Below are 22,504 nucleotides of genomic sequence, written 5' to 3'. Positions count from 1 at the left end.
GTCATCACCGTTCCTGCCTACTTCAACGACGCGCAGCGCCAGGCGACCAAGGACGCCGGCCAGATCGCGGGTCTCGAAGTGCTGCGTATCATCAACGAGCCGACGGCTGCGGCGCTGGCCTATGGCCTCGACAAGGAAGACGGCAAGACCATCGCCGTATACGACCTTGGCGGCGGCACCTTCGACATCTCGGTCCTGGAGATCGGCGACGGCGTCTTCGAAGTGAAGTCGACCAACGGCGACACCTTCCTGGGCGGCGAGGACTTCGACACCGCGATCGTCGAATATCTCGCGGACGAGTTCAAGAAGAAGGAAAACATGGACCTGAAGACCGACAAGCTCGCTCTTCAGCGTCTGAAGGAAGCTGCCGAGAAGGCCAAGATCGAGCTTTCGTCTTCGGCCCAGACCGAAATCAACCTGCCCTTCATCACTGCGCGCATGGAAGGTGGCAGCACCACCCCGCTGCATCTGGTAGAAACGCTGACCCGCTCCAAGCTGGAACAGCTGGTGGGCGATCTTATCAAGCGTACGCTGGAACCGTGCAAGAAGGCGCTGGCCGATGCCGGGCTCGACAAGGGCGGTATCGACGAAGTGGTCCTGGTCGGCGGCATGACCCGCATGCCCAAGGTGCGCGAAGTGGTCGAAGAATTCTTCGGCAAGAAGCCCCACACGGGTGTGAACCCCGATGAAGTCGTGGCCATGGGCGCCGCCATTCAGGCCGGTGTTCTTCAGGGCGACGTGAAGGACGTGCTGCTGCTCGACGTGACCCCGCTGTCGCTGGGTATCGAGACGCTGGGCGGCGTGTTCACGCGCATGATCGACCGCAATACGACGATCCCGACCAAGAAGACCCAGACCTATTCCACCGCGGAAGACAATCAGAACGCGGTGACCATCCGGGTTTTCCAGGGCGAGCGCGAAATGGCGGCCGACAACAAGATGCTCGGCCAGTTCGATCTGGTCGGCATCCCTGCCGCCCCGCGCGGCGTGCCCCAGATCGAGGTCACCTTCGACATCGACGCCAACGGCATCGTGAACGTCAGCGCGAAGGACAAGGGCACCGGCAAGGAGCAGCAGATCCGCATCCAGGCCTCGGGCGGTCTCAACGAGAGCGACATCGACCAGATGGTCAAGGATGCCGAGAAGTTCGCCGAAGAGGACAAGAAGCGCCGCGAAAGCGCCGAAGCCCGCAACCAGGCAGACAGTCTCGTCCACGCGACCGAAAAGCAGCTTGAAGAGCATGGCGACAAGATCGACTCCGCTCTCAAGAGCGAAGTCGAGACCAAGATCGCGGCGGTCAAGACCGCGCTCGAAGGCGACGATGCAGAAGCGATCAATTCGGCGGCTCAGGACCTGACCCAGTCGGCGATGAAGATGGGCCAGTCGATCTACGAACAGGAACAGGCCAACGCTTCCGCCGCTCCGCAGGACGGCGCAGCCGCCGGGTCCGAAGGTGGTTCGGAAGAAGACGTGGTCGACGCCGAATTCTCGGAAGTCGACGAAGACGCCAAGGGCTGAGACGCCAGATGATAAACCCCCCGCCGCCGGTGTCCCTCGGGAGCGGCGGCGGGTAGGGGATCAACTATGCCTGCTACAGAAATAGATTTTTACGAAACGCTGGGCGTTTCCCGAGACGCCGATGGGGCGACGATCAAGTCGGCCTATCGCAAGCTCGCCATGAAGTATCACCCCGATCGCAATGCGGGGTGCAAGGAAAACGAGGACAAGTTCAAGGCGGTGTCCGCCGCCTACGAATGTCTCAAGGACCCGCAGAAGCGCGCTGCATACGACCGCTTCGGCCACGCCGCCTTCCAGCAGGGCATGGGCGGGGGAGGCCATGGTCCTCAGGATTTCGGCGATATCGGCGATATCTTCGAAACCATCTTCGGCTCTGCCTTCGGAGGCGCGGCCGGCCAGGCGCAGTCGCGCCGCGGCGCCGACCTGCGCTATGACATGGAGGTCACTCTCGAAGAGGCCTTCCACGGCAAATCGACCGAGATCGAAGTCGAGATAAGCCAGACCTGCGAAACCTGCCATGGCTCCGGCGCCACGCCGGGCACCGGCACCCGCCGCTGCAACCTGTGCTCGGGATACGGCAAGGTCCGCGCCAAGCAGGGCTTTTTCGTGGTCGAGCGCGCCTGCCCCAATTGTCATGGGCGGGGCGAGGTGATCGAAAGCCCGTGCCGCGACTGTCGCGGAGAGGGGCGGGTCGATGCGCCGCAGACTTTGGCGGTGGATGTGCCGCCCGGTGTCGACAGCGGCACACGTATCCGGCTTTCGGGCAAGGGCGAGGCTGGTCCACGCGGGGCGCCGCCGGGCGATCTCTACATCTTCGTCCATGTGAAGCCCCATTCGATCTTCCAGCGCGAAGGCACCACCTTGGCCACCCGCGTGCCGATCACCTTCACTACGGCTGCATTGGGCGGCACGATCGAGCTCCCTGGTATCGACGGTGAGGCGATTTCGCTCTCCATCCCGGTTGGGCTCCAGTCTGGCAAACAGCTCCGTCAGCGTGGGGCCGGGATGCCGGTATTGCAGGGCAGGGGTCGCGGCGATCTGGTGGTGGAGATCGCGGTGGAAACGCCGACGCGGCTGAGCAAGGAACAGCGCACGCTGCTGGAACAGTTTCGCGAGCTGGAAACCGGCGAGGAATGTCCGGAAAGTCTCGGCTTCTTCGACAAGCTCAAGGGTGCGTTCGGGGCGTGAGCAACAACGGGCGACCTGCCGTATTGTTCGTCTGCCTGGGCAATATCTGCCGCTCGCCGCTGGCGGAGGCTGCCTTTCGCCGGGAAGCGCGCAAGGCCGGACTTGATATCGAAATCGACTCCGCGGGGACGGGTGACTGGCACGTCGGCTCGCTGCCGGACGAACGCTCCCAAGCTGTCGCGATGGAAGCGGGCGTGGATATTTCCGACCAGCGCGCCAGACAGCTTACTCAAGACGATTACCGCCGGTTCACGCATATCTTCGCGATGGACGCGCAGAACCTTGCCGACATCAAGGACAGGGCACCTGCCGATGCGACAGCCTCGATTGCGCTTTTGATGGATGTCGTCCCGGGCCGAGAAGGTGCCAGCATCGCCGACCCCTATCACGGCGGCGAGGAGAATTTCGCCGATACGTGGGAAGATGCGACCGCAGCCGCCAAGGCGCTAGTCGGCAAGCTATCAGGCAGGACAGTTTCGGAGTAGCATCCGGCTCTCACCCCCCCGCGTTCCCGTCAGTTAAGCGACTTCGATTCCAGCACTTCTGTGCGGATGCGGTCGATCAGCCGATTTCCGAGGTGGCCGGAGCCTGCTTCGTCATCCAGAATGGCGAGAAAGAGTTTTCGCTTGATCCTGCGGGCCTCGTCCGACTTGTTCTGCACGTCAGACGTCGACAGTACGAGATCGACCATCCGCTCCGCCCCGTGCAATCGGCCCCATAGGTAGTCGTTTTCGCGATAGGCGCGACTGAAGAATGCGCCGAAATTGTAGAATTCGGTTCCGCGCAAGGTGGCTGCGGTGCCGCCCTCGCGGATGCTGCGCGCGTCTTCGGGACTGATGCGATCGACCTTGACCGGGTCGAATTCTGTCAGGCTTTCGTTGTGCGTCAGTACCAGGGTGGCCGTGTCGTAAAACGGAAAACCCAGATATGTGAGCAGCATGCGCCGCTTGAGATTGGCGGGCATGGTCTCCAGCGCATTGGCCAACATCACTTCGGCCATATCGTCCACTTCGGGTAGCAGGCGCCTTTCCCCCAGCAGGTCCAGCGCCGTTCCCGGATCGCTGACCGCGTCCTTGGCCACGCCGGCGAATTCGGGCCCCAGCGCACCCACGTCCTCGCGCTCGAAATAGAGCGACAGAATTTCGTAGATCGCGTCGCGAGCCTTCTCCAGCGCATCGTCGGGAATGTCGGGGTCGCGTTCCCAATCCCTCGCCAGTCGGCGCGCGAGCAAGCGGAGCCGTCTGATGCGAAAGGCGATGTCATGCGCTCGCAGAAATGCAATCGCGTCGGCTTTGAGACCCTTGCCACCGCCGAGCCCCAGCGCATCCAGACCGCGGCGGCTCAGCTCCTCGCGCAATGCCCCCTCCACGATCCCTCGGTCGCTGGGGCCGAGCCCGGTACCCGCCTCGCACAATAGCTTGGCGAGACGGGCCAGAATGCCCGCCATCTTGGCCTGGGAATAGGCTTCGAAGGCATAGCCTGCCTGCAAGGCCGCCGCCTGCTGCGCCCGGGAGCGCCAGGTGCGGAGGCGCCGGGGCGTGGGGCGATCGAGGAAAAGAGTGCGACCGAACAGCCTGTCGACAGCTGCATCCACTTCCGGACGAAGCGTCGCGAGCAGCCGCTGAAGGCGCATCGCTTCCCGGCTCTGCGCGTCCAGTTGCTCGAGATTATCGCGGATGGGCTGTTCGCGGGGGATGGTGGAAAGGGAGCCGAAGATCGCGGCGAAGAAACCTACCGGTCTCGCGTCTTCCCGAGAATCCTCGAAGCGGTGCGGTCTCGGATCGATATACACGAACCTGCGGTCGACCTCGCGCTGCGCCGGGCGGCCTTGCAGGGCGGCAATCGCGCCTTCGAATGGTTTGTTGACCAGCACCGATCCATCGATGAGTGCCAGCGCATCAAGCCGGTCCTGTGCTCGCTGCATCGGCAGAACCCGTGCGATGAAGGCGTCGCGACCGATCCACTCGCGCCCCGTGCGCTTCGCCAGCGCTTCCATCTCCGCCAGGGTCGCGGGGGGAAAGGCGCCGGGAAAACTTGCCGTGGCGCGCGCCGCCAGGACCAGGGAGAGCGGATCGGCAATATCCAGTCCGCTGACGGCGGGTGTCTTGCTGGAAAAACTGATCGGAACGCGATGTTCGCTCTCTTCGGCCACCGGCGGACTGTGCAGCCTCAGCAGGGAGAGATAGCCGCGAAAATCGGTCGCCGTGACGAACAGATCCAGCGGATGACCGGGAGGGAGCAGCGGAGGCTCCGCGGGTGCATCCGCCATCGCCGCGAAGGCATTCTCGAGCAGACCCGCGAAGCCCAGGCCCGAGAAGGGCGGGGCAAACCAGCGACCGCGCATGAAGCGGCTGACCTTGGCGCGTACTTCCGCGCGCGTCTCGGGGGCCACGGTCTCGCTCACTGCATTGCCGGGGCGGTTGAGCAACCAGCTCGCGAAGGGCTGGGCCCAGAATTTCGCGAACCGCCAGACCGGCCTGGCATCTTCCGCAGTCAGCTTGTCGACATCCGCATTCGACAGCCAGAGATCCGTCAACGGCTCGAGCGATTGGCCTGAATGGATGGCCTGCGCCAGAAACACCGCATTGATCCCGCCTGCGCTCGCCCCGCTCAGAATGTCGGGCAGCACGCGAAGCTTGAGGTCATGCTCGTCGCGCAGCTTTTCCAGAAGTTCGCGATAAACGGCTTCGGCCCCGGTTTCCGCCCCTCCGCCGCCGTGGAACGCGCGGCTCGCGCGGGCGAGATGCCACAGCTCCTTGGTGACCCCGTGCATATAGACCGCCAGGCTGACACCGCCGTAGCAGACGAGTGCGATCCGCAATTCCTTCTGCCGCATGCAGCGCTTGTGCCAGTTTGCGCCTGCAATGGCCAGTGGGGGATCTGGCTTGCTTTATCGAAATGTTCTTTTAATGTTCCTTTTGGTAATGGGCAAATTGGAGACGCCGGGTGTTAAAGGGTAGTTGTTGCTGCGGCTCGGTTCGCTTCCATGTCGCAAGGCAGCCCGCGATGATGGCCACCTGTCATTGCTCGCGCTGTCGCAAGGTGGGCGCCGCGACGTTCATCTTTGTGGAACGAGAAGACTTTACGCTCGATTCCGGTGCCGCTGATATCGCTTTCTACCGACCGGAAGAGGGCTACAGCTACACTCGCAGCTTCTGCGCTCGGTGTGGCACGGCGCTTGGCGAAATGGGTGGTGAGAGCGAAAGTTTTCCGATCCCGGCCAATTGCTTTGACGACCCTCTCGACATGAGTGTGCGCTTCTACGAGTTTGTGGCCGAGAAGCCCGATTGGCTGCCGATCTGCGATGGGGCCAAGCAGTTCGACAGGCATCCGACGAAGGGCTGAGAATGGCGAAGCCGAAACGCAAATATGTCTGCCAGGCCTGCGGCTCGATCTCCCACCGCTGGCAGGGGCAGTGTGCCGACTGTGCGGAATGGAACACTCTGGTTGAAGATGTGCCCGCCACCGTGTTCTCCCAAAAGCACGATCTGTCGAGCGGTGGCAGGCGGGTGGAATTCGCAGGATTGAATGCGCCTGGTGAATTGCCCAAGCGCCGTCCCACCGGGCTTGCGGAATTCGACCGCGCGCTCGGCGGGGGGCTGGTGCCCGGTTCGGCGGTGCTGATGGGCGGCGATCCGGGAATCGGCAAATCCACGCTGTTGCTTCAGGCCGGCGCCGCCATTGCAAGGACGGGTGCGACCACGGTCTATGTGAGCGGAGAGGAAGCGGCGGCACAGGTGCGCCTGCGGGCTTCCAGGCTTGGCCTTGGCGATGCTCCCGTGCAGCTCGCGTCGGCGACGAATGTCCGCGATATTCTCACCAGTCTCGGCGCGATGGAGCCGCCGGCCCTGCTGGTGATCGATTCGATCCAGACGATGTATTCGGACACCATCGAAGGAGCTCCGGGCACGGTCAGCCAGGTGCGCGGTTGCGCGTTCGAGCTGATTCGTTTCGCCAAGGAAAGCGGGGCGGCGCTGGTGCTGGTGGGGCATGTCACCAAGGACGGCTCCATCGCCGGCCCCCGCGTGCTGGAACACATGGTCGACGTGGTGATGAGCTTCGAAGGCGAACGCAGCCACCAGTACCGCATCCTGCGCGCGATCAAGAACCGCTTCGGCGCCGTGGACGAAATCGGCGTTTTCGCCATGGCGGGCGCGGGGCTGGAGGAGGTCGCCAACCCCAGCGCGCTGTTCCTTTCGGGCAGGGACGAACCGCTTGCCGGCAGCGCCGTATTCCCGGCGATGGAAGGCACGCGGCCCATGCTGGTCGAAATCCAGGCTCTGATCGTGCGCCTTCAGTCGGGCGCCACCCCGCGCCGGGCGGTGGTTGGCTGGGACGGGGGTCGGCTGGCCATGCTGCTGGCTGTGCTGGAGGCGCGCTGCGGTCTCAACTTCAGTTCGGCCGAGGTCTATCTGAACGTCGCGGGGGGATACCGGCTTTCGGACCCGGCCGCGGACCTCGCGGTCGCAGCCGCTCTGGTCAGCGCCCTTGCCGACCGCGCGCTACCCCATCGCAGCGTCTGGCTGGGAGAGGTGAGCCTGGCGGGAGAGGTCCGCCCGGTCGCGCACGGTGCGATCCGCTTGCGCGAGGCGGCGAAACTGGGCTTCGGTTCTGCCTATGGGCCAGCGATGGAAGGCGCAACCGGTTCGGACCTGACGCATAATCGCATCGATCAACTGTCTAAGCTCGTTGACCGGGTGATGGCCACGCCATAGATGGTCGTCGGGTCATGACGGGTTTCGATTTCATCGTACTGGGCATCGTCGGCATAGCTGCCGTGGGCGGATTCATGCGCGGTTTCGTGCAGGAGGTCGTCTCACTTGCCGCGTGGATTTTCGCCGCGCTTGCGATCCGCTTCATCCACACGCCGTTGACGGCGCAGCTTTCGGAATATCTGGGCGCGACCATCACCACCGCGATCCTCGCCTTCGCGCTCCTCTTGCTCATCCCCTATGCGGCGATGAAAGTCATCGCCAACAATCTCGGCAACGCGGCGCGATCGTCGGTGTTAGGGCCAATCGACCGCGTACTCGGCTTCGGCTTCGGAGCGCTCAAGGGTATGCTGGTCGCGGTCGTGGCGTTCTCCCTGCTCGTGCTCGGCTACGATACGGTCTGGGGTTACGGCGGCCGTCCCAGCTGGATCGTGACGGCGCGCAGCTATGAACTCGTCGATGCAGGATCGCGCAGCCTGGTGGAGATCATTGCCGAGCGCCGTCGACATCTGCGCGAGGGCCAAGATACCGAAGCACCATGAGCGCGGTTCCGACGACGCTCTACACGCCGCAGATCCTCGCCCTGGCCGTCGAACTCGCCGACTCTCCGCTGGCTAGCGGCGCTCCTCTCACCGCCGAAATCGGGGCCCAGCCATGCGGCAGCCGTATCGCGATCGGCCTGTATCAGGATGAAGATGGCGCGGTTTCCGACGTGGGGGCCCGCGTAAGGGCATGTGCCATCGGCCAGGCGGCAGCAGCGCTGTTTTTGCGCAGTGTGAGGGGCCGTGGCTATAACGATATCGCGGAGGCGCTGGCGGCGCTGAAAGCCTGGCTGGCCGACCGGGGCAGCGCCCCCGACTGGCCGGACATCGAGATCCTGGAGGCCGCGCGAGCCTATCCCGCGCGCCACGATGCCATCCTCTTGCCGTGGAAGGCGGCTCTTGCGGCGCTTCCCAATCCGGCGGTCACGAATTAGACCTGCCTGCGCGCCGCGAATTTGAAGAGACGGGCCGGACGAAGGGGAGGGCAGGGCATGGCAACCGCCGCCGCGACACAGGGAAGTCGCGAACCGAGTGCGAAGGAAATCCGGCTGGTCATCGCCGCGTCCAGCGCGGGGACGATCTTCGAATGGTACGATTTCTTCATCTACGGCACGCTGGCTGCCCTGATCGGACGTGCGTTTTTCCCCAGCGGCAATGAGACGCTGGAACTTCTGCTGGTCTGGGCAGGTTTCGCGGTCGGCTTCGGCTTCCGTCCCCTCGGCGCCATTCTCTTCGGCTATCTGGGGGACAGGCTGGGCCGCAAATACACCTTCCTGGTCACGGTCACGCTGATGGGCATCGCTACGGCAGGCGTCGGCCTGATACCTTCGGCCGCAACCATCGGCATCGCGGCGCCGATCATCATCATCACGTTCCGCATCATCCAGGGCCTGGCGCTGGGCGGCGAATATGGCGGAGCCGCGATCTATGTCGCCGAGCACGCCCCGCCGGAAAAGCGCGGGTTCTATACCAGCTTCATTCAGGCCAGCGTGGTCGGCGGCTTCGTGCTTTCGATCATCGTGGTGCTGCTGTGCCGCGCCGCGATCCCGCCTGACGATTTTGCCGCCTGGGGCTGGCGCGTCCCGTTCCTGCTCTCCATCGTGTTGCTGCTCATCAGCTTGTGGATGCGGCTGAAGCTGTCCGAAAGCCCGGTGTTTCAGGCAATGAAGGCGGCCGGCGAGACGGCGGGCAACCCCTTTGTCGAAAGCTTCACATATCCCGGCAACAAACGCCGGATCTTCGTGGCGCTCTTTGGCGTGGCGGGGGTGCTGACCGTGATCTGGTACACCGCCTTCTTCTACGGCCTCTCCTTCCTGCGAGGCGCGATGCGGATGGACGAAGGCGTAACCGAAATGGTGGTGCTGATCGCCGGGCTGATCTCGATGAGTTTCTACGTTCTGGTTGGAAAGTGGTCCGACAGGGTGGGGCGCAAGAAACCGATCATTATCGGTGCGGTGGCGACGCTGATTTTCCTGTTCCCGATCTTCTGGGGGCTCGGCGCGCTCAGCAATCCGGGGTTGGCCTCCAGCGCCCGGTCCGCGCCGGTGGTGGTCGAAGGGGCTGCTTGCGATTACGACCCCATCGCAAGCGAACAGGACACCGCCTGCGGCCGCCTGTTGTCCGATCTCACTGCATTGGGGGTCAGCTATTCGATCCGGGAGGGGACGCCAGCCACGAATACTCCCGCCGAAGCCTATTCGGTGCGGCTGACTGCGGGATCGGAGAGTTGGTGGCCTGAAGCCGTCCAGGAAGCAGAGCGGCGCTCGGTTCTGGAGGAGTTTCTCGGCAATCAGGGCTATGATTTCAGCAGGCAGACCCCGCCGCTGCCCAATCTTATCGGCATTATCGCCCTGCTTTGTGCGCTCGGCCTGCTGTCGGCGCTGACCTATGGCTCGGTGGCGGCGCTTCTGACCGAGATGTTCCCGGCGCGCATCCGCTATTCTTCCATGTCCATACCCTATCACATCGGCGCGGGATATCTGGGCGGGTTCCTGCCTCTGATCGCAGGCTATATCGTCGCGTCGACCGGTAATGCCTATGCGGGCCTGTGGTATTGCTGGGTGGTTATGGCCTTCGGCCTGCTGGTTGCCTGGTGGGGCCTGCCCGGCGGACCGCCGCGCGATTTTTCCGATGGCGAGAATCCCCATTCGCCGCCGGTTGCTCCTTCGCTACCGTGATCCGATGACTGCCGTGCCCCCGCCGCCGATTTTGCGGCTGCGTATCGATGAGACAGCACTGGCCGCGAACTGGCGCGCGCTCGACCGCATGAGCAGTCCGGGCAGGGCGGGGGCCGCTATCAAGGCCGATTGCTATGGCCTCGGGATCGACCGCTGCCTTCCGGTGCTGCGCAACGCCGGTGCTCGCGATTATTTCGTCGCGCATTGGCAGGAGGTGCCGCGCGCCCTTCGACATATCGAGGGTCCGGCTCTTTCCGTCCTCCATGGACCAACGAGTGCGGAGGAAGCCCGGTTCGCTCGCCAAACCGGGGTAAGGCCCGTCATCAACTCGTTGAGACAAGCCGCGATCTGGTTGGAAAGCGGGGGAGGGCCATGCCACCTGATGGTGGATACCGGAATCAACCGGCTGGGGCTGGCGCTTCGCGAAATCGGCGATCCGATAGTTTCGCAACTCGAAACCGTAGTGTTGATGAGCCATCTGGCCTGCGCCGACGAGGCCAGCGAGATGAACCCGCAACAGCTTGCCGCATTCCGCGATGTCGTCGCGGCAGTTCCCCACCGCTACGCGAGCCTGGCCAACAGCGCGGGAATTGGACTGGGCCCGGATTATTGCTTCGACCTGACGCGGCCCGGCCTGTCTCTCTACGGCGGTGTCCCCTCGCCGGCACTGGAGGGCGTGGTCCGGCAGGTGGCTTTCCCGGAGGCGCAGATCATGATGGTCAGGGATCTGTCGGCGGGAGACAAGGTGGGGTACAATGCAACCTTCACCGCCCCCCGCCCGATGCGCGCAGGGATCGTGTCGCTGGGTTACGCCGACGGGATCCTGCGAGCCTGGCGCGGCTCGGCGTTTCAGTCCGGAGACCGGCAGCTTCCCATCCTTGGCACCATTTCCATGGATATGATCGTGATCGATCTTTCCGCCGCTCCGGACCTGTCGGAGGGGGCGTGGGTTGAACTACCCTATCACCTTCCCGTTGCTGCGCAGCAAACCGCTCTTTCCCAATATGAATTGCTGACATTGCTGGGCGATCGTTTCGGTTGAGGACTGCGTGTTGCGCCGCAGCTATCGCAAGTGCTAAGGCAGGGCGGAACGGGGAGAGATTCCGAATGGCCAGAAAATCGAACGATGGCGGGCCGACCGTCATCAAGAAATACGCGAACCGCCGCCTCTACAACACCGGCACATCGAGCTATATCACGCTCGACGACATCGCCGAGATGGTTCGCGACGAGATCGATTTTCAGGTGCTGGACGCCAAGAGCGGCGAAGATATCACCCACCAGATCCTGGCGCAGATAATCCTCGACCAGGAAAGCTCGGGCGAAGCGCACATGCTGCCGGTCAGCTTCCTGCGCGATCTTATCGGCATGTACGGCAATTCGGTGCAGGCCATGATCCCCGGCTATCTCGAAGCCAGCATGGCCAGCTTCCGCAAGAACCGCGAGGAGCTTACCACCGCCTGGCAGCAGGGACTTTCGGCCAATCCCTTCGCCAAGATGGCGGAAACGAATATCGCCATGATGCGCGCCGCGGCGGAAGCCTTCATGCCCGCCGGCAAGGGCGCGCCTGCGCCGAAGCCGTCCGAAGGAGACGATCTGTCCACCCTGCGCGAGCAGATGGCGGAAATGCAGAAGAAGCTGGACCAGCTTTCCAAATAACCTAAGCGGGCGTCACCATCGCCCCACCCCGTTCGCAGGACAATTTCCGTGGCCCAGATCCGCCATGCGCTTTCGACGAAGCGCGCCGACGACTTCGCCGCCTGGTATCAGGAGGTCATCACCGCCGCCGACATGGCCGAGGAATCGGGTGTGCGCGGCTGCATGGTCATCAAGCCGTGGGGCTGGGGCATCTGGGAGCGGATGCAGCGCCTTCTGGACGACCGCATCAAGGCGACCGGTCATGAAAATTGCTATTTCCCGCTGTTCATCCCTCTCGCCAATTTTGCGCGGGAGGCGGAGCATGTCGACGGCTTCGCCAAGGAAATGGCGGTCGTCACCCATCACCGCCTGATCGCGGACGGGAAGGGCGGGCTAATCCCCGATCCCGAGGCGAAGCTGGAAGAACCCCTGGTGGTTCGCCCCACCAGCGAGACCATCATCGGCGATGCCATGGCGCGCTGGGTGCAGAGCTGGCGCGATCTGCCATTGAAGCTCAACCAGTGGGCCAATGTCGTGCGCTGGGAAATGCGCACCCGGATGTTCCTGCGCACCAGCGAGTTCCTATGGCAGGAAGGCCATACCGCCCACGCGGACGAGGCCGAGGCGAAGGAGCATACGCTGCGCATGCTCGAAGTCTATCGCGCCTTTGCCGAGGAAGATCTGAGCCTGCCCGTTGTGGCGGGCGAGAAGCCCGAGAACGAGCGATTTCCCGGTGCGGTCGAAACATGGTCGATCGAGGCGATGATGCAGGACGGCAAGGCCCTCCAGGCCGGCACCAGCCATTATCTCGGCACCAATTTCGCCGAGGCGAGCGGTATCCGCTATCAGGACAAGGAGGGCGCGCAGGCGCTTGCCCACACCACCAGCTGGGGCGTGTCCACCCGCATGGTCGGCGGCGTGATCATGACGCATGGGGATGATGACGGATTGCGCGTACCGCCTCGCATCGCACCGTGGCAGGTCGTGATCCTGCCCATGCTGCGCGAGGACGAGGGCGATGCTGCGCTGATCGAGTATTGCGATGGCCTTCGCGCCGCGCTTGCCGGGCAATATGCGCTGGGCGAACCTGTCCGCGTGCTGCTCGATACCAAGCCGGGCAAGGCGGCTCAGAAGCGCTGGGACTGGGTCCGCAAGGGCGCGCCCGTCATCGTCGAAGTGGGCGGACGCGACATGGACAATGGCGTCGTCAGCCTGCTGCGCCGCGATGCGCTGTGGAACACGGACAACGGCAAGCCCGCCTTCCAGACGCCAACGCGCGAAGTTGCCGGCCAAACCATCCCCGGCATCTTGGCCGATATGCAGGCAGCGCTCTTCACCGAGGCGCAGGAACGGCGCGAGGCCAACATCACGCGCGGCGTCACCGATTTTGCCGAGGTCGAGAAGCACTTTGCCGCCAGCGCGACATTCCCCGGCTGGGTCGAAGTGCAGTGGTCCAAGCCGAGCGGCGCGGAGCTCGACAAGGTGGTGGAGCGCCTCAAAGCGCTGAAGCTCACCATGCGCAATGTGCCCATCGGCGCGGTGCCGGTCGACGGAACCTGCATCTTTACCGGTGAACCGGCGGTGGAACGCGTGCTGCTGGCCAAGGCTTACTAGATCGGCAGAACTTGCTGAATTCGCGCAAGGGGTTGTTCGACTCGCATTGGCGCGCAACAAGGTGGGTATGAGAAAACTCGCCGTCGCGCTCGCCCTCCTGTCGTCCCCTCTGGCTGCCCAGACTTCGCCGGATGGAAAGGTGTCGGAGGCACGGCTGAAGGCGGATGTGGAACGGCTCGTGGCGTTCGGTACGCGGCATACGCTGTCGAGCCAGACCGACCCGAACCGCGGAATCGGCGCTGCGATCGATTGGGGCGCCGACACCTTCCGTGCGATCGGCAGGGAATGCGGCGGCTGCCTCCAGGTGGTCCTGCCCGAGCGGATGGTGACGGGGGACCGCATCCCAGAACCTGTCCGCCTGCGCAACGCGGTCGCCATCCAGCGCGGCACCGAACGTCCGAACGAGGTTGTCATAATCCAGGGCCATATCGACAGCCGCGTTTCCGACGTTCTGGATTTCGAAAGCGATGCCCCCGGCGCCAACGACGATGCCTCGGGCACCGCTCTCGCGATCGAGGCGGCCCGTGTGCTGTCGAAGCAGAAATACCCCGTCACCATCGTCTATGCGCTGCTGTCCGGTGAAGAGCAGGGTCTTTTCGGCGGCAGGCTCCTGGCCGATTACGCCGAAGAGCAGGGGTGGACCGTGAAAGCCGTGCTCAACAACGATATCGTGGGCGGGTCCTGCGGATCGGATGGCAAATGCGACGATACGCATGTCCGCGTTTTCAGCGAAGGGCCGCGCTTCGACCTTACGGACGGCACTCGCGCCGCGCAGCGCCGCAACGGCGGCGAAAACGACAGCCCGAGCCGCAATCTTTCGCGCTTCGTCGCCGGTATGGACAATGATGCGCTGGAGGTCAGGGAAATCTGGCGCACCGACCGCATGGGGCGGGGCGGCGACCAGATTCCTTTCCTTGAGAAAGGCTATCCCGCAGTCCGCTTTTCCGTCGCCATCGAGGATTACGAACACCAGCACCAGGATCTGCGCACCGAAGACGGCACGGTTTATGGCGACACGGTGGACGAGATGGACTTTCCCTATCTCACCAAGGTCACCGCGCTGAACGTGCGGACCGCCGCAGCCCTCGCCAGCGCGCCCATGCCGCCCGCCCCCACCGCGCAGGCGGCGGTTCGCACCGACACGCTGGTCGAATGGAATGGCGTGCCCGGCGCGCTGATATACGAAGTGGTGGGCCGCCGCACGAACGCTGCGGACTGGACCGAGAACTTCGCTATCGTCGCTTCCGAAACACCGAGCGGTACCGGCCCGGTTACTCCCGCAACCCAGCGCAAGTTCAGCGCGATCATCCCGGTTCGCGGTGACGACTGGCTGATGGGCGTACGGGCCTGTGCCGCAGGAGGCGCTTGCAGCCCGGTGGCCAGTGCGGTTCCCGGCGGGCAATTCGCGCCGATTTCCGCGACAGAGGGTGACAGCGACTAGGCCGATCCCCATATAGGTCGACATGCAAAACAAGAAGAATGGGGCGAAACGCCCGCAACGCGCCGAGGGACTGCCCTCGCGCGAGCAGATACTCGAATTCATCCAGAACGCCGACGGACCCGCGGGAAAGCGCGAGATTTCCAAGGCATTCGGCCTCAAGGGCCAGGAAAAGATCGCGCTCAAGGCGCGGCTCAAGGACATGGCCGAGGAAGGCCTGATCGACGGCAAGAAAACCGCCTATCATCGCATGGGCGGCCTGCCCAAGGTCACCGTGCTGAAGGTCGTCGCCATCGAGGATGGCGATGCCATTGCCGAACCCGAGAATTGGGAACCCGATGACGGCAAGGACGCCCCGCGCCTGACGCTGGTCGAGAAGAAGAGTCACGCCGCCCTGAAACGCGGTGACCGGGTGCTTGCCCGCACGGAGGAGACGTCCAAGGGTTGGCGCGCTTTCCCCATGAAGAAACTGCCCGCCCGGACCGAAGGGCTGATGGGCGTCGTGGAGATCGACAAGGCTGGCAAGGGCTGGCTGGCCCCGGTGGACAAGCGGGTTCGCAATTCCTCCCCCATCGCCGATCTTGGCGGGGCGGAAGCGGGCGAGCTTGTGCTGGCCGAGCGGGTTGGCAAATCGGACCGCAGCGGCGTGAAGGTGGTCGAGGTGATCGGCGATCCGCTGGCCCCAAAGAGCTTCAGCCTGATCGCCATCGCCAAGCACGGCATCCCGCACGTCTTTCCCGAAGAGACGCTGGCAGAGGCCAACCGCGCCGCCGATCTGCCGCTGTCGCATGAAGACCGTGAGGATCTGCGCGATCTGTCCATCGTCGCCATCGATCCTGCGGATGCGCGCGATCACGATGATGCGATCTGGGCCGAACCCAATGGCGACGGCGGCTATCGCGCCGTGATCGCCATTGCCGATGTCAGTTTCTACGTCCGGCCCGGCGGCGCGCTGGACAAGGAGGCGCGGAAGCGCGGCAATTCGGTCTATTTCCCCGACCGCGTGGTCCCCATGCTGCCGGAAATCCTGAGCGCCAACGTCTGTTCTCTCGTCGAGGGCGAGGACCGGGCGGCGATGGCCTGCCACATCACCATCTCGCCGCAGGGGAAGGTCACCAAGTGGCGCTTCACGCGCGCCATCGTCCGCATCGCGCACAACCACGCCTATGAAGATGCGCAGGCCGCGATGGACGGAGAAAATCCGCCCGAGCATCTCAAGCATCTGTGGGATGCCTGGAAGCTGCTGAACAAGGCGCGGGTCGAGCGCGACCCGCTGAACCTCGACCTGCCGGAGCGCCAGGTGAAACTGGACGACAAGGGCAAAATCTCCGAGATCGCGCTGCGAGAACGGCTCGATGCGCACCGGGTGGTGGAAGATTTCATGATCGCGGCCAATGTCGCCGCCGCCAAGGCGCTGGAGGCGAAGACCGCCCCCGTCGTCTACCGCATTCACGAAACCCCGAGCCGCGAGAAGCTGCTGGCGCTGCGCGAATATCTCGCCACGCAGGACCGCAAGCTGGCGCTGGGGCAAGTCATTACGCCGGGCATCTTCAACCGCATCCTGAAGGATATTTCAGACGAGGCGGAAAAGGCGCTGGTGATGGAGGCGGTGCTGCGCACGCAGATGCAGGCCTATTACGGGCCGGAGAATGCGGGCCACTTCGGTCTCGCGCTTGGAAGCTATGCGCATTTCACTTCGCCGATCCGCCGTTATGCCGACCTTCTGGTGCATCGCGCGCTGGTGGATGCCTACAAGCTGGAGCAGCCCAAACCGAAATCGGACCTGCCCGAGAAGAGCGGGCTGGCCGACCGGGACCGCTCCAATCTCAGCCAGATCACCGATGCCATCAGCCAGACCGAACGCCGCGCCATGGAGGCAGAGCGGGACACCATCGACCGCTATGTCGCCGCCTATCTGGCCGAGCGCGTGGGCGAGACCTTCCAGACGCGCATCACGGGTGTGCAGGGTTTCGGCTTCTTCGCCACCATTCTCGGGCTGGGCGGCGACGGACTGGTGCCCGTCAGCACGCTGGGCCGCGAGCATTTCCGCTATGACGAGGCGGCGCAGGCGCTGATCGGCGAAGACAGCGGCACAACCTACAACACCGGCGACAGGCTGGAGTTGAAGCTGGCCGAATCGAACCCGCTGACCGGCGCGCTCAAGTTCGAAGTTCCGGGCAGCGAAGGCCGCGGGATCGAGCGCCGGGGCGACCGGCCACCCCCACGGCGCAAGCCATCGCGGTCAAAGGGGGGCGACGCCAAATCGGGCGACAAGCCGAGCAAGGGACCGAAGAAGGGCCCGGGGAAGGGCGCAGGAAAAGGCACTAGTGCCCCCCGCCAGTCGCATGAGCAGGGCAAGCGTGGCCGCCCCGGCAACATTCGCCATCAGGGGCGCGGCAAGAAGCGCTGATCAGGCGCCCCGTTCGGCCAGCGAATCGATTTCCGCCGTCTCCAGTCCGCCGGGGATGATGTAGAGCGGGCAGGGCAGCGTTCCCGCCGTATGCGCGAAATGCGTGACCAGCGGGCCGGGCGATCCATCGGCATGCGCGCCCAGCACCAGCGCGGCGATGTCGCCGTGTTCGTCCAGATATTTGCGGATCACCTCGTTGGCGTTGCCGGGTCGCACGGCGATGGTGGGCATCTTGCCGCTTTCGGCGAAGATGTTCCCCGCAGCCGCATTGGCCATCACCTCCGCCCGCTCCGCCGCCTCGCGCTCGATGGTGGCCTGCACTCCGCCAAAGGCGTTGAAGTTCTGGCGCGGCACCAGCGCCAGGATATGCACCCGCCCGCCGGTTTCGCGCGCCCGGATGGAGGAGAAGCGAAGCGCGGTCTTGGCTTCGTTCGTCTCGTCCATCACAACCAGATAAATTCGCATCGTTTTCCCCGTTTCTCCCCAGGCGCGATGTATCTGGAAACGCATCGGGTCTGCAAGAAACTTGCGCGCGGATCGTGTTTTGGCCAGACGGGGGCGCAACCGCCTCCCCAGCGAAGGACCATCGTCTACCCATGCCTACCGAGATCAAGATGCCCGCTCTGTCCCCCACCATGGAGGAGGGCACGCTCGCCAAATGGCTCGTAAAGGAAGGCGACACGGTAAGCGCCGGCGACATCATGGCCGAGATCGAGACCGACAAGGCCACGATGGAGTTCGAGGCCGTGGACGAAGGCACAATCGCCCGGATCGACGTGGCCGAAGGTACTGAAGGCGTGAAAGTCGGCACGGTGATCGCCGTGCTGGCGGGTGAGGGCGAGGATGCCAGCGATGTGGCGGACGCCGCCCCCGCCAAGGACGAAGCGCCCAAGGAAGAAACCGCCAAGCAAGAGCGCAAGGAAGAGGTCGAGGAAGAGAAGAAGCGCACCGAAGAGCCCGCCCCGTCTCCGTCCCCGGCGTCTGGCTCCAAGAGCGCCGCGCCCAAGCCGGACGGGGATCGCATCATCGCCTCCCCGCTCGCCAAGCGGATCGCCGAACAGCAAGGAATCGATCTCGCCGGCGTGACAGGCAGCGGCCCCAATGGCCGCATCGTGAAGGCCGATCTCGATGGCGTGAAGCCCGGCAAGGCCGCCGCGCCCGAATCCAAGCTCGAAAAGCCAACGACCGCGGTATCGGCCGAAGGCACGCCTTCCTCCGCGCCCACCTCGATCCCCGATTTCGGAATCCCGCATGAGGACGAGAAGCTGGGCAATGTCCGCAAGGTCATCGCGCGCCGCCTGACCGAGGCGAAGCAGACCGTCCCGCATTACTACCTCGCTATCGACGTGCGTCTGGATGCTCTGCTCAAGCTGCGCGGCGAGCTCAACAAGGCGCTGGAGCCGCAGGGCATCAAGCTCAGCGTGAACGACCTGCTGATCAAGGCACTGGCCAAGGCGCTGATCCAGGTGCCCGATTGCAACGTGGCCTTCGCGGGCGAGACACTGCGCCGCTATTCGCGCGCCGATATCTCGGTGGCGGTGGCCGCGCCCAGCGGGCTGATCACCCCCATCGTCACCGATGCGGGCAGCAAGTCGGTCGGCGCCATCGCGGCAGAGTTCAAAGGACTGGTGGACAAGGCGCGCGAGGGCAAGCTTCAGCCGCAGGAATACCAGGGCGGCACCGCCAGCCTCTCCAACCTCGGCATGTACGGGATCAAGCAGTTCGAGGCGGTGATCAATCCGCCCCATGCGATGATCATGGCCGTCGGCGCGGGTGAGAAGCGGCCCTATGTCGTCGACGATGCGCTCGCCATCGCCACCGTGATGACCGCCACGGGCAGCTTCGATCACCGCGCCATCGACGGCGCGACGGGCGCGGAACTGATGCAGGCGTTCAAGGCGCTGGTGGAGGCACCGCTGGGGCTGGTGGCTTGAGGACTCACGCCGATCCAATCTCCTCTCCCCTTGCGGGAGAGGAAGGGGCCCGCCCGCGCCAGCGGGTGGGAAGGAGAGGGGGCAGGTCTAGCCTCCTCGATCTATCGAAACGCAATCGCAGGAACCCGACGGACGCGGAACGCAAATTATGGTCGCTGCTGAGAGGCAAGCGGCTTGGCGGCTGGAAGTTCAAGCGGCAGGAGCAGATTGGTGATTACATCGTCGATTTCGTCTGCTTTGGCGCGCGCCTTATTATTGAGGCCGATGGGTCCCAACATGCCGAGAGTTCCGAGGACGCTATGCGAACAGCTTGGCTGGAGGGCCAAGGTTTTCGCGTGATGCGCTTTTGGAACAACGAGATCCTCGGCAATCCAGAGGGTGTGGCAACTGCCATCGACGAAATGCTGCCCCCTCTCCCCAACCCCTCTCCCGCAAGGGGAGAGGGGCTATGACTGACCCATCCCCCCTCATTCGCGCCACCGCGATGCCTGCCGACCTCAACCCCTATGGCGGGGTGTTCGGAGGCTGGCTGATGGCGCAGATGGCGCTTGGCGCCGGAAGTCTTGCGAGCCGCGTGGGGCAGGGCAAGGCGGTGGTCGTCAGCGCGACCGATTTCGCCTTTCCCGGCGCGATGGCAGTGGGTGACGAGCTCAGCGTCTATGGCGAGATCGCCGAAACCGGCACGACCTCGCTCACCATCGCGGTCGAGGCCATCGGGCGCGAACGCAATGGCGAGGCGACGACCAAGGTCGCGCAGGGCATCTTCAAATTTGTCCTGCTGGACGATGACAACCGCCCGCGCGCGATAGGGGAAGCGGCCATGCCGATCAGCGCCGAGAACGATGGCTGATTATGCTGTCCTACATGGCCCGCGCCGTGCCATTCTCCCTCGTATGACCACTGTTACATCCCTGCAAATCCTTGCCCCTGAGCTGCCTCGCAAGGTGACGCCCGGGCTGCACAAGGTGACAGCGATCCTGCGCAAGGTTACGCCCGGCCCGCGCAAGGTGACGCCCATGCAGCCAAAGGTGGCGCGCAAATCCGGCAAGGTGACGGGTTTGTGGGCAAGGTTACAAAACTTCCCCCTGGACCGTGGTCCAAACGGTCCATGTCTCTCACGAATCGATAGGTAACACGGACGAATCATGGCTGAAAATTACGACGTCATCGTGCTTGGAAGCGGCCCCGGCGGCTATGTCGCGGCGATCCGCTGTGCGCAGTTGGGTCTGAAGACTGCTATCGTGGAACGCGAACTGCTGGGTGGCATCTGCCTCAATTGGGGCTGCATCCCCACCAAGGCGCTGCTGCGTTCGGCGGAGATCCTGCATTACGCCCAGCACGCCAAGGATTACGGCCTGAAGATTGCCGGTGCTATCGAGGCCGATCTGGAAGCGGTGGTGAAGCGCAGCCGCGGCGTCGCCAAGCAGCTCAATCAGGGCGTCACGCATCTGATGAAGAAGAACAAGATCGCGGTCCACATGGGGGAGGGCACGCTGACCGGCCCCACCAGCCTGACCGTGAAGGGTGACAAGGGTGAGGAGAAGCTCACCGCCAAGCATGTGATCGTCGCCACCGGCGCGCGCGCGCGTGACCTGCCTTTCGCCAAGGCCGACGGCAAGCGCGTGTGGACCTACCGCACCGCCATGACGCCGCCCGAAATGCCCAAGAAGCTGCTGGTCATCGGCAGCGGCGCGATCGGGATCGAATTCGCCAGCTTCTACAATGACATGGGCTGCGACGTGACCGTCGTGGAAATGCTCGACCGGATCGTGCCGGTGGAGGACAAGGACGTGTCCGCTTTCCTGGAAAAGAGCCTGACCAAGCAGGGCATGACCATCATGACCGGCGCGGGTGTCGAGGACCTGAAGGTTAGCGACAAGGGCGTGAAGGCCAATATCAAGGACAAGTCCGGCAAGGTCAGCGAAACCGAGTTCAGCCATTGCATCACTGCCATCGGCATCGTGCCGAACACCGAGAATATCGGCCTTGAAAAGCTGGCGGACATGGATCGCGGCTTCATTCAGATCGACGATTACGGACGCACCAAGTCCAAGGGGTTGTGGGCCATCGGGGATTGCACCCCCGGCCCCTGGTTGGCGCACAAGGCCAGCCACGAAGGGGTCACCTGTGCAGAAGCCATTGCCAAGGAACTGGGCAACAAGGACGTCCACCCCCATCCGCTGGACCGCAACAATATCCCCGGCTGCACGTACTGCCACCCGCAGATCGCCAGCGTCGGCCTGACCGAGGCCAAGGCGAAGGAAGCGGGGCACGAGGTGAAGGCAGGCACCTTCCCCTTCATCGGCAATGGCAAGGCCATCGCGCTGGGCGAGGCTGAAGGCTTCGTGAAGACGGTGTTCGATGCGAAGACCGGCGAACTGCTGGGCGCGCACATGGTGGGCGCCGAAGTGACCGAGATGATCCAGGGCTATGTCGTGGGCAAGACGCTGGAGACTACCGAGGCGGAACTGATGAACACGATCTTCCCGCACCCGACCATCAGCGAAAGCATGCACGAAAGCGTCCTGGCCGCTTATGGCCGGGCGCTGCACATCTGACCGCCGAACATTGGGGGACCATTCGATGCCGCGCCGCATGATATCCGCCGCTATGCTTCTCATCGCGGCAGCGCTGCCGCAGGGCGCGGCATATGCGGAAACGACTTACATCACCGCCGACCGCATGCTGGATGTGGAGAAGGGGCGCTATGTCGCCGATCCGCTGATCGCGGTGGAAGACGGGCGCATCACCGGCGTTGCGACCGGAGAGGCGCCAGCTGGCGCGACTGTCACCGATCTGGGCGCGGTGACCATCCTGCCCGGCCTCATCGACATGCATGTCCATCTGGATGGGCGGCCCGAATACGGCGGCTATAGCGCCCTCCAGTTCACCGATCGGTTTGCCGCCTTTCTCGCCGCCGCCAACGCGCAGCGGATGCTGAAGGCCGGTTTCACCACCGTGCGGAACGTGGGCGACAGCGATTACAACGTCGCCGGGCTGGATCAGGCGATCGAGGAAGGCTGGCTCCCCGGCCCGCGCATCGTGAACGCCAATTATGCGCTGGGGGCGACGGGCGGCCATTGTGACGAGACCTTCCTGCCGCCCAGCTTCAACCGCAAGAGCCCCGCGGTGGGCGATACGCCGGAGGAACTGCGCCGCCGCGTTCGCGAGCAACGCAAATACGGGGCCGAGGTGATCAAGGCCTGCGCCACCGGCGGGGTGTTCAGCCGCAACACGGTGCCGGGAATCCAGCAGCTCTCGCAGGCCGAGCTGGACGCCATCGCGGACGAGGCGCATTTCTGGGGTCTGAAAGCCGCGGCCCATGCTCATGGC

General features: G+C 64.2%; 20 protein-coding genes. 18 read left to right on the top strand and 2 right to left on the bottom strand.

All coding sequences use genetic code 11. From position 1 onward, the window contains the following. The 3 genes from dnaK to ACFDTG_RS12440 all read left to right on the top strand — a co-directional run. On the top strand, positions 1 to 1,518 hold a 1,518-nt coding region (gene dnaK, locus ACFDTG_RS12450; RefSeq protein WP_375291374.1), incomplete at its 5' end, for a molecular chaperone DnaK. Positions 1,519 to 1,584: 66 nt separating this feature from the next. Then, positions 1,585 to 2,706 (top strand): molecular chaperone DnaJ, encoded by a 1,122-nt coding sequence (gene dnaJ, locus ACFDTG_RS12445; protein WP_375291373.1) that lies wholly within the window; start codon positions 1,585 to 1,587, stop codon positions 2,704 to 2,706. Continuing rightward, complete coding sequence (locus tag ACFDTG_RS12440) at positions 2,703 to 3,191, top strand: low molecular weight protein-tyrosine-phosphatase (RefSeq protein ID WP_375291372.1); 489 nt, start codon at positions 2,703 to 2,705, stop codon at positions 3,189 to 3,191. Before dnaJ ends, ACFDTG_RS12440 begins: the two co-directional genes overlap by 4 nt. Before the next feature lie 29 nt (positions 3,192 to 3,220). On the opposite strand, the gene ACFDTG_RS12435 is transcribed toward ACFDTG_RS12440, so the two are convergent. Then, a complete protein-coding gene (locus ACFDTG_RS12435) occupies positions 3,221 to 5,542 on the bottom strand; it encodes a patatin-like protein (RefSeq protein WP_375291371.1) in 2,322 nt (773 codons plus the stop codon). A gap of 170 nt (positions 5,543 to 5,712) precedes the next feature. Here ACFDTG_RS12435 and ACFDTG_RS12430 point away from each other — a divergent pair, with 170 nt between their 5' ends. The 10 genes from ACFDTG_RS12430 (at position 5,713) to rnr (ending at position 17,237) form a co-directional block, all read left to right on the top strand. Beyond that, the gene (locus ACFDTG_RS12430; protein WP_375291370.1) at positions 5,713 to 6,051 is read left to right on the top strand and encodes a GFA family protein; all 339 of its coding nucleotides are present in this window, start codon (positions 5,713 to 5,715) and stop codon (positions 6,049 to 6,051) included. A 2-nt stretch (positions 6,052 to 6,053) separates the two neighbouring features. Continuing rightward, positions 6,054 to 7,421, top strand: coding sequence for a DNA repair protein RadA (gene radA, locus ACFDTG_RS12425; RefSeq protein WP_375291369.1), 1,368 nt, complete (start codon positions 6,054 to 6,056; stop codon positions 7,419 to 7,421). A 14-nt stretch (positions 7,422 to 7,435) separates the two neighbouring features. Then, on the top strand, positions 7,436 to 7,960 hold the full coding sequence (locus ACFDTG_RS12420) for a CvpA family protein (RefSeq protein WP_375291368.1): 525 nt from the start codon (positions 7,436 to 7,438) through the stop codon (positions 7,958 to 7,960). Beyond that, complete coding sequence (locus tag ACFDTG_RS12415) at positions 7,957 to 8,394, top strand: iron-sulfur cluster assembly scaffold protein (protein ID WP_375291367.1); 438 nt, start codon at positions 7,957 to 7,959, stop codon at positions 8,392 to 8,394. Before ACFDTG_RS12420 ends, ACFDTG_RS12415 begins: the two co-directional genes overlap by 4 nt. A 57-nt stretch (positions 8,395 to 8,451) precedes the next feature. Continuing rightward, positions 8,452 to 10,137, top strand: a complete 1,686-nt coding sequence (locus ACFDTG_RS12410; protein ID WP_375291366.1) for an MFS transporter — start codon at positions 8,452 to 8,454, stop codon at positions 10,135 to 10,137. A 4-nt stretch (positions 10,138 to 10,141) separates the two neighbouring features. Continuing rightward, a complete protein-coding gene (locus ACFDTG_RS12405; RefSeq protein WP_375291365.1) occupies positions 10,142 to 11,179 on the top strand; it encodes an alanine racemase in 1,038 nt (345 codons plus the stop codon). Between the two features lie 65 nt (positions 11,180 to 11,244). Further along, positions 11,245 to 11,796, top strand: coding sequence for a polyhydroxyalkanoate synthesis repressor PhaR (gene phaR, locus ACFDTG_RS12400; protein ID WP_375291364.1), 552 nt, complete (start codon positions 11,245 to 11,247; stop codon positions 11,794 to 11,796). Between the two features lie 48 nt (positions 11,797 to 11,844). Further along, complete coding sequence (gene proS, locus ACFDTG_RS12395) at positions 11,845 to 13,389, top strand: proline--tRNA ligase (protein WP_375291363.1); 1,545 nt, start codon at positions 11,845 to 11,847, stop codon at positions 13,387 to 13,389. A 67-nt stretch (positions 13,390 to 13,456) separates the two neighbouring features. Then, entirely contained in the window at positions 13,457 to 14,830 is a 1,374-nt protein-coding gene (locus ACFDTG_RS12390) for a M20/M25/M40 family metallo-hydrolase (RefSeq protein WP_375291362.1), read from the top strand. 22 nt (positions 14,831 to 14,852) lie between these two features. Beyond that, a complete protein-coding gene (gene rnr, locus ACFDTG_RS12385; RefSeq protein ID WP_375291361.1) occupies positions 14,853 to 17,237 on the top strand; it encodes a ribonuclease R in 2,385 nt (794 codons plus the stop codon). Here rnr and ACFDTG_RS12380 read toward each other — a convergent pair whose 3' ends face one another. Further along, positions 17,238 to 17,702, bottom strand: a complete 465-nt coding sequence (locus ACFDTG_RS12380) for a universal stress protein (RefSeq protein WP_375291360.1) — start codon at positions 17,700 to 17,702, stop codon at positions 17,238 to 17,240. A gap of 131 nt (positions 17,703 to 17,833) precedes the next feature. Here ACFDTG_RS12380 and ACFDTG_RS12375 point away from each other — a divergent pair, with 131 nt between their 5' ends. From ACFDTG_RS12375 to ACFDTG_RS12355, 5 genes are all read left to right on the top strand, one after another. Further along, positions 17,834 to 19,171, top strand: a complete 1,338-nt coding sequence (locus tag ACFDTG_RS12375) for a pyruvate dehydrogenase complex dihydrolipoamide acetyltransferase (protein ID WP_375291359.1) — start codon at positions 17,834 to 17,836, stop codon at positions 19,169 to 19,171. A 65-nt stretch (positions 19,172 to 19,236) separates the two neighbouring features. Further along, the gene (locus ACFDTG_RS12370) at positions 19,237 to 19,623 is read left to right on the top strand and encodes a DUF559 domain-containing protein (protein ID WP_375291358.1); all 387 of its coding nucleotides are present in this window, start codon (positions 19,237 to 19,239) and stop codon (positions 19,621 to 19,623) included. Next, on the top strand, positions 19,620 to 20,021 hold the full coding sequence (locus tag ACFDTG_RS12365; RefSeq protein WP_375291357.1) for an acyl-CoA thioesterase: 402 nt from the start codon (positions 19,620 to 19,622) through the stop codon (positions 20,019 to 20,021). The genes ACFDTG_RS12370 and ACFDTG_RS12365 overlap by 4 nt, the downstream gene beginning before the upstream one ends. Before the next feature lie 295 nt (positions 20,022 to 20,316). Beyond that, positions 20,317 to 21,729, top strand: a complete 1,413-nt coding sequence (gene lpdA / locus ACFDTG_RS12360; protein WP_375291356.1) for a dihydrolipoyl dehydrogenase — start codon at positions 20,317 to 20,319, stop codon at positions 21,727 to 21,729. 37 nt (positions 21,730 to 21,766) lie between these two features. Next, positions 21,767 to 22,504, top strand: a 738-nt coding sequence (locus ACFDTG_RS12355) for an amidohydrolase family protein (RefSeq protein ID WP_375291355.1), incomplete at its 3' end; no start/stop codon positions are given.

This window comes from Qipengyuania sp. (assembly GCF_042095715.1).
Lineage (GTDB): Bacteria > Pseudomonadota > Alphaproteobacteria > Sphingomonadales > Sphingomonadaceae > Qipengyuania.
The sequence above is the reverse complement of the archived record's forward strand: the minus strand, read 5'-3'. Positions and strand labels throughout refer to the sequence as shown.